4 protein-coding genes are annotated in these 5,507 nt (G+C 64.8%); 2 read left to right on the top strand and 2 right to left on the bottom strand.

Going from position 1 to position 5,507, the window contains the following annotated elements; all coding sequences use genetic code 11:
- Positions 1-89: 89 nt before the first annotated feature.
- Positions 90-1,409, top strand: a complete 1,320-nt coding sequence (locus BFAL_RS01430) for a hemolysin family protein (RefSeq protein WP_055426675.1) — start codon at positions 90-92, stop codon at positions 1,407-1,409.
- A gap of 199 nt (positions 1,410-1,608) precedes the next feature.
- On the top strand, positions 1,609-2,091 hold the full coding sequence (locus BFAL_RS01425; RefSeq protein WP_055426674.1) for a Dps family protein: 483 nt from the start codon (positions 1,609-1,611) through the stop codon (positions 2,089-2,091).
- 390 nt (positions 2,092-2,481) lie between these two features.
- Here BFAL_RS01425 and BFAL_RS01420 read toward each other — a convergent pair whose 3' ends face one another.
- Both BFAL_RS01420 and BFAL_RS11780 read right to left on the bottom strand, forming a co-directional pair.
- The gene (locus BFAL_RS01420; protein ID WP_055426673.1) at positions 2,482-4,128 is read right to left on the bottom strand and encodes a peptide ABC transporter substrate-binding protein; all 1,647 of its coding nucleotides are present in this window, start codon (positions 4,126-4,128) and stop codon (positions 2,482-2,484) included.
- A gap of 261 nt (positions 4,129-4,389) precedes the next feature.
- Positions 4,390-5,331 carry a M48 family metallopeptidase gene (locus tag BFAL_RS11780; RefSeq protein ID WP_306345416.1) on the bottom strand — a complete coding sequence of 314 codons (942 nt, stop codon included), beginning with the start codon at positions 5,329-5,331 and terminating at the stop codon, positions 4,390-4,392.
- Between the last annotated feature and the right edge of the window lie 176 nt (positions 5,332-5,507).

Raw genomic sequence — 5,507 nt, 5'->3', positions numbered from 1 at the left:
CCCCGCAGACGCCACCGCCGCACCCCGCAGGAGACGCCGCTGTCCCGCATCGCCGCCCTTTGACGTGCCGCCCCCTTAGAGTGGGAGGCATGTCACTTGGCCTCAACATCCTGCTGATCTTCGTCTTCCTGCTGCTCGGATCCATCTTCTCCGGCACCGAACTGGCGCTGGTGAGCCTGCGCGGCTCCCAGATCGACCAGATGGAACAGGAGGACGCCCGCGGCACCCGCGTGGCCAAGATCGCCCGCGACCCGAACACGTTCCTGTCCACCGTGCAGATCGGCGTGACCCTGTGCGGCTTCCTGTCCGCGTCGTTCGGCGAATCGTCGATCTCCCCGTACATCACGCCGGTCGTGGAAGGCTGGGGCGTGCCCGCGCACATCGCCGCGCCGCTGACCACGATCAGCCTCACGCTCATCATCTCCTACTGCTCGATCGTCATCTCGGAGATGGTGCCGAAGCGCATCGCCATGCAGCGCACCGAGGCGATCGCGCGCGCCGTCGTGCCCGCGATCGACGTGTTCGCGAAGATCTGCCGTCCGATCATCTGGCTGATCGGCAAGAACACGAACGGCATCGTGCGTCTGCTCGGATTCGACCCGAACGAAACCGAATCCGAAGTGAGCGACGACGAACTGCGCGTGCTCGTCAACACGAACACGAACCTGAGCAAGGACGAGCGCACGATTCTCGACGACGTGTTCGACGCGTCGGAGACAATCGTCGCGGAGGTGATGCGCCCGCGCGCCGACGTCGTCTTCCTCGACGGCGCGATGGCGATCGCCGACGCGGCCGCGTACGTGCGCGAGATGCCGTACTCGCGCTACCCGGTCACCGGCAAGGATTTCGACGACGTGCTCGGTTTCGTGCACGTGCGCGACCTGCTGGACGTGCGCGACCCGAACGCGAAGACCGTGGCCGACGTGACGCGCGAAGGCATTTCGCTGCCGGGTACGTCGAAACTGCTGCCGAGCCTGGAACTGCTGCGCAAGCGCGGCATCCATCTGGCCGTCGTGATCGACGAGTACGGCGGCACGGACGGCATCGTCACGCTTGAGGATATGACCGAGGAGCTGGTCGGCGACATCCGCGACGAATACGATCTGCCGGAAGAGCCGGGTGGCGCGCGTCGCGGCAAGCGCAGCGCGTTCGTCAACGGGGTGGCGACGATCGAGGGCGGCACCACGCTCGAGGATTTCGAGGATCTGACCGGCATCGAACTGGAGGACGGCCCGTACGAGACGGTGGCCGGGTATTTCCTCGCGCACACCGGCAAGATGGGCGCGGTCGGCGACGTGCTGCACGCCGACGGCTATGACATGGTCGTCACCGATGTGGACGGCCGCCGCATCGAGACCATCGAGGTGCGCAAGGCCGGAGCGCCGGACCACGCACCTGCCAAGGCGTGAGACGCAGTCCGGTGGGCCTCGGCTATCCGCAGTCCGGTGGATTGCGGATAGCCGAGGCATGAGCGAGGCAAGACGTAATGTGATGTTCGCCGCGTTTCTTGAGGCGGGGTTCGGCCCGGAGCGGAGCGCGTCATCGTAGACTGGGAGCACTGGTTCCTACGGGAGATTCCCACAAGGACAACCAAGGAAGGACACCACCATGACACTCGCATTCGTTGTTCCGGGTCTCGATGAGGCAGCCTCCGAGAAGGCCATCGCCATCCTGCAGAACAGGCTCAGCCAGGAGCAGGAGGCAGCGCTCGTGCTGAAGCACGCGCATTGGAACGTGACCGGCCCGAACTTCATCGCCGTGCACGAGATGCTCGACCCGCAGGTCGAGATTGTGCTCGCTCAGGCGGACGAGACCGCCGAGCGCATCGCCACGCTGGGCGGCACGCCGGACGGCCGCGCCGACGCCATCACGCGCAACCGCACATGGAAGCCGTTCGACCTTGAAGGCCGCGCGGGCACCGAAGCCTACCTCAAAGCGCTCATCGAGTACTACGACGCGTTCATCGCCGACGACCGCAAGGCCATCGCCGAGCTGGACGAGCTCGATGTGATCAGCTCCAACGTCATCCAGGACCATGTGCAGGAACTCGAGAAGTTCCAGTGGTTCATGCGCAGCCACCTGGTCGCCTGAGATTCCAACGATCTGCAAGCTGATTTGCAGTAGCGGCTCTATTCAGCGACAGCGCAGTGTCGCCCCAGCGTCGCCTGACCGTCGTCTAACTGTCACCCCAGCGTCGCTCCGACCCTCCAGCGGCGGTTTGTACGGAAAACAACCCATTGCTCCGTACAAACCGCCGCTTACGCGTTCTCAGAGGCGGAAAATACGGAAAACAGCCCACTGCTCCGTAATATCCGCCGCTAAGAACCACTCAGCGACCGAAATTACGGAGCAATGGGCTGAAATCGTCAGGTTGAAAGCATCAGGCGCGCTTGCGCTTGACGGCAATCGCCGCACCAGCGGCACTAGCCAAAGCCACCGCCGCCGAGGCACCACCCAAGCGACACCACCTATAAACCGCAGCTACTTCACCAGCTTGTAGTATTCGGGCAATCCCATGTAGTTGAAGCTCACGTCGCGCACGGACTTCGAGGCGCCGGCGGAGACGTTGCCGTACCACAGCGGAATCACCGGCAGATCCTTGAGCAGCAGCTCCTCGGCCTGGTGATAGTACTTCACCGAACCGTCGAGCGTGGTCTGCTTCGCGGCCTCGTCGATCAGCGCATCGAACTCGCCGCTCTTGTAGTCGCCATTGTTGAGGCCCTTGCCGTCGGCCGCGGAGGAGTCGTACGCCTGCACCAGGTAGCCTTCCGGATGCGGGTAGTCGGACTGCAATCCCTGCACGAACGCGGCGTCGATCGTACGGTCGTGCACGGCGCCGGAGAAGTCCTTCTGCGTGGGGAACGGGTACGACTGCGCGTCGATGCCGATCGCGTTCTTGATCGAATTGACGATCGCATCCACCCACTGTTTCGAGCCGGAGTCGGAGGCGTAGGCGAGTCGGAACGTGCCGTCCCACGGCGAGATCGCGTCGGCTTTCGCCCACAGTTCCTTCGCCTTGGCGGCGTCGTAGGCGAGCACGTCGGAGCCGGCAAGCGTCTTCGAGTATCCGGCGATGGCGGGCGCGGTGAAGTCGGTGGCGACGGTCGCGGTGCCGCGTAGCACCTTGTCGACGATACGGTCGCGGTTCACCGCATACGAGATGGCGGCGCGGCGCAGACGCCCCTCCTCACCGGTGAAATGCTTGAGGTTCGAGGGGATGGTGAACGCCTTGAACCCTGGCCCCGCCTTGCTGAACGACTGGATCGAGCTTTCGTTCTTGTACGTGGCGAGCGCGCTGTTGGGAATCGTGTCGAGCACGTCGAGGTTGCCGGCGGTGAGATCGGCGTACGCGGATTCGAGGTTCGTGTACAGTTTGAACGTCACACCGCCGTTCTGCGCCTTGCGCGGTCCGGTGTACTTCTCGTTCGGCGCGAGTTTGATTTCTCCGTCGTGCCGCCACGAGACGAACTTGTACGGGCCGTTGCCGATCGGTTTCTCGCCGAACGCCTTGATGTCCTGGTACGCGCTCGACGGCAGCGGCAGGAACGCGACGTCGCCCACCTTGTAGTCGAACGACGAGTCGGGTGCGGCGAGCGTGACCTGCAGCGTCCTGTCGTCGACGACCTTCAGGCCGGATAGTTGCGCGTTCTTGTCGCCGTGCTCGTCCTGCAGCGCGTCGTAGCCCTTGATCGTCGCGAAGATCGCGGCGCCCATCTGCCCGTTGGCGGCGTTCGCGGCGAACGACCACGATTTCGCGTACGTTTCCGCGGTGATCTTCTCGCCGTCGGAGAATTCGAGACCGTCGCGCAACGTGATCGTGTACTGCGAGGCGTCGCTGTTCGGCGTGATCGATTCGGCGTCGGCGTAGATGAGCTCGCCGGTGTCGCTGAACGTGACGAGACCCTCGAACAGCTGCGTGACGACCTTCCAGCCGGCGAGGTCGTTCGTGTCGGACGGAATGAGGCCGCTCGCCGGTTCGACGTCGTTGACGGTGACGGTCTGTTTGCCGTCGACGCCGCCGGTTGCGCTCGACGCGGCGCCGCCGCCGGTCGCGCCGCAACCGGACAGCGCGAGCGCGAGGCCGAGCGTCGCGGCGATGACGGCGGTGATGCGTGTGCGGATGCGCATGATGTCCCCCTTCTCTTGCGATGTTCTGGTGACGTTCAGTGACGTTCAGTGGCGTTTCGGCAGCGACCTGTTGCTCGATATTCGATGCAGGCCGATATCGTATATCTCGATTCGAGATGTGCGATGACATATCACCATACAGTCGCCACGGACATTACGCCGATGGCGGTGAGACGCACCGCGCGCGTCATCGACGTTTGCGATGACGCGCTATCGAGCGCGACGTGGCACAAGCGGGACGCGTTACAGCCGTCACAACTGTTACAGCACGGCGCGACGGTTGAGTTCGCGGCGCAACTCGCGCCAACCCGGCAGGTACGCGTCCATGCGGGCGCGGAAGCGCGGGCCGTGGCCGTGCTCCCACAGGTGCGTGAGTTCGTGTACGAGCACGTATTCGAGGAATTTCGGCTCCATGAGCCCCAACTGCAGGTTGAGGCGGATACGGCCGGTTTTCGGCGTGCACGAGCCCCAACGCGAGGTCATCAGACGCAATGTGACGTGCGTGGGCGCCTTGCCGACGACCGGCGTCCACTTGTCGAGCAGCGCGGGCAGTGCGGCCTCGATCGCGGCGGCGGCGTGACGGCGGCGTTCGTCCGTCCATATGATCGCGTGATCCGGCACGACGGGGGAGGGGGAAGGCGGGTTGATACCGGGGGACGCGCTGGGCTCGCCGGGCGACGCGCTGGGCTCGCCGGGGGACGCGCTGGGCCCGTTGGGTGCCATGTTGGGCCCGTTGGGTGCCATACGGGTCTCGCCGGCGTAATCGTCGAGGCCTTCCAACGGCACTTCGACGGCGTTCGCGAATCCGGCGGGGCGAACGGAACCGGCGAAATCGACGGAATCCGCAACAGGATCCGCGAGGGGATTCGCAACACTCACGAAAACAGCAGAATCTGCGGAGTTGACGGAACCGGTGTGACCGACCGCACCTGCACCATCTGCGGAATCCGCAACACTCGCGGAAACGGCACGGTCTGTGGAATCCTCACCGTGCGGCAGCGACGCCTCGCGCGCGGCCATCTCCGCGGCAGCGAGCCGTCGGGCCTGCGCGATGCGCTCGCGCTGCCCGAGAATCCACCCGCGGCGCTCCCGCACGAAATCGACGATGCGACGTTCCGCCATGCGCATCGGCGCGGAGACCTCGACGGTGCCGGTCGGCGGTTTGATGCGCAGATACATGTTCTTGATGCGTTTGCGCGTCACCCGAACCTCGATTCCATCAGCGTCGATGATATGGACGGAGACTTGCGGAGTGGGCGTTGAGGAGGGGCGGCGGCGATACGGCATACCGCCATTGTCGCGCGAAGACGGACAAGCGGCGGGAACGGGAAGATGCGCGACAGGCATCGAGCAGGTGCCGTGTGGATTTCCGGCGGCAA

The organism is Bifidobacterium aesculapii (genome assembly GCF_001417815.1).
In the GTDB taxonomy this organism is placed as follows: domain Bacteria; phylum Actinomycetota; class Actinomycetes; order Actinomycetales; family Bifidobacteriaceae; genus Bifidobacterium; species Bifidobacterium aesculapii.
Note: the sequence above shows the minus strand (reverse complement) of the source record. Positions and strands in the feature narration are given on the sequence as shown.

Bases quoted from the DNA above. Each gene is read 5' to 3' on its own strand.
- BFAL_RS01430 (WP_055426675.1), top strand. From the start codon at position 90: ATGTCACTTGGCCTCAACATCCTGCTGATCTTCGTCTTCCTGCTGCTC.
- BFAL_RS01425 (WP_055426674.1), top strand. From the start codon at position 1,609: ATGACACTCGCATTCGTTGTTCCGGGTCTCGATGAGGCAGCCTCCGAG.
- BFAL_RS01420 (WP_055426673.1), bottom strand. From the start codon at position 4,128: ATGCGCATCCGCACACGCATCACCGCCGTCATCGCCGCGACGCTCGGC.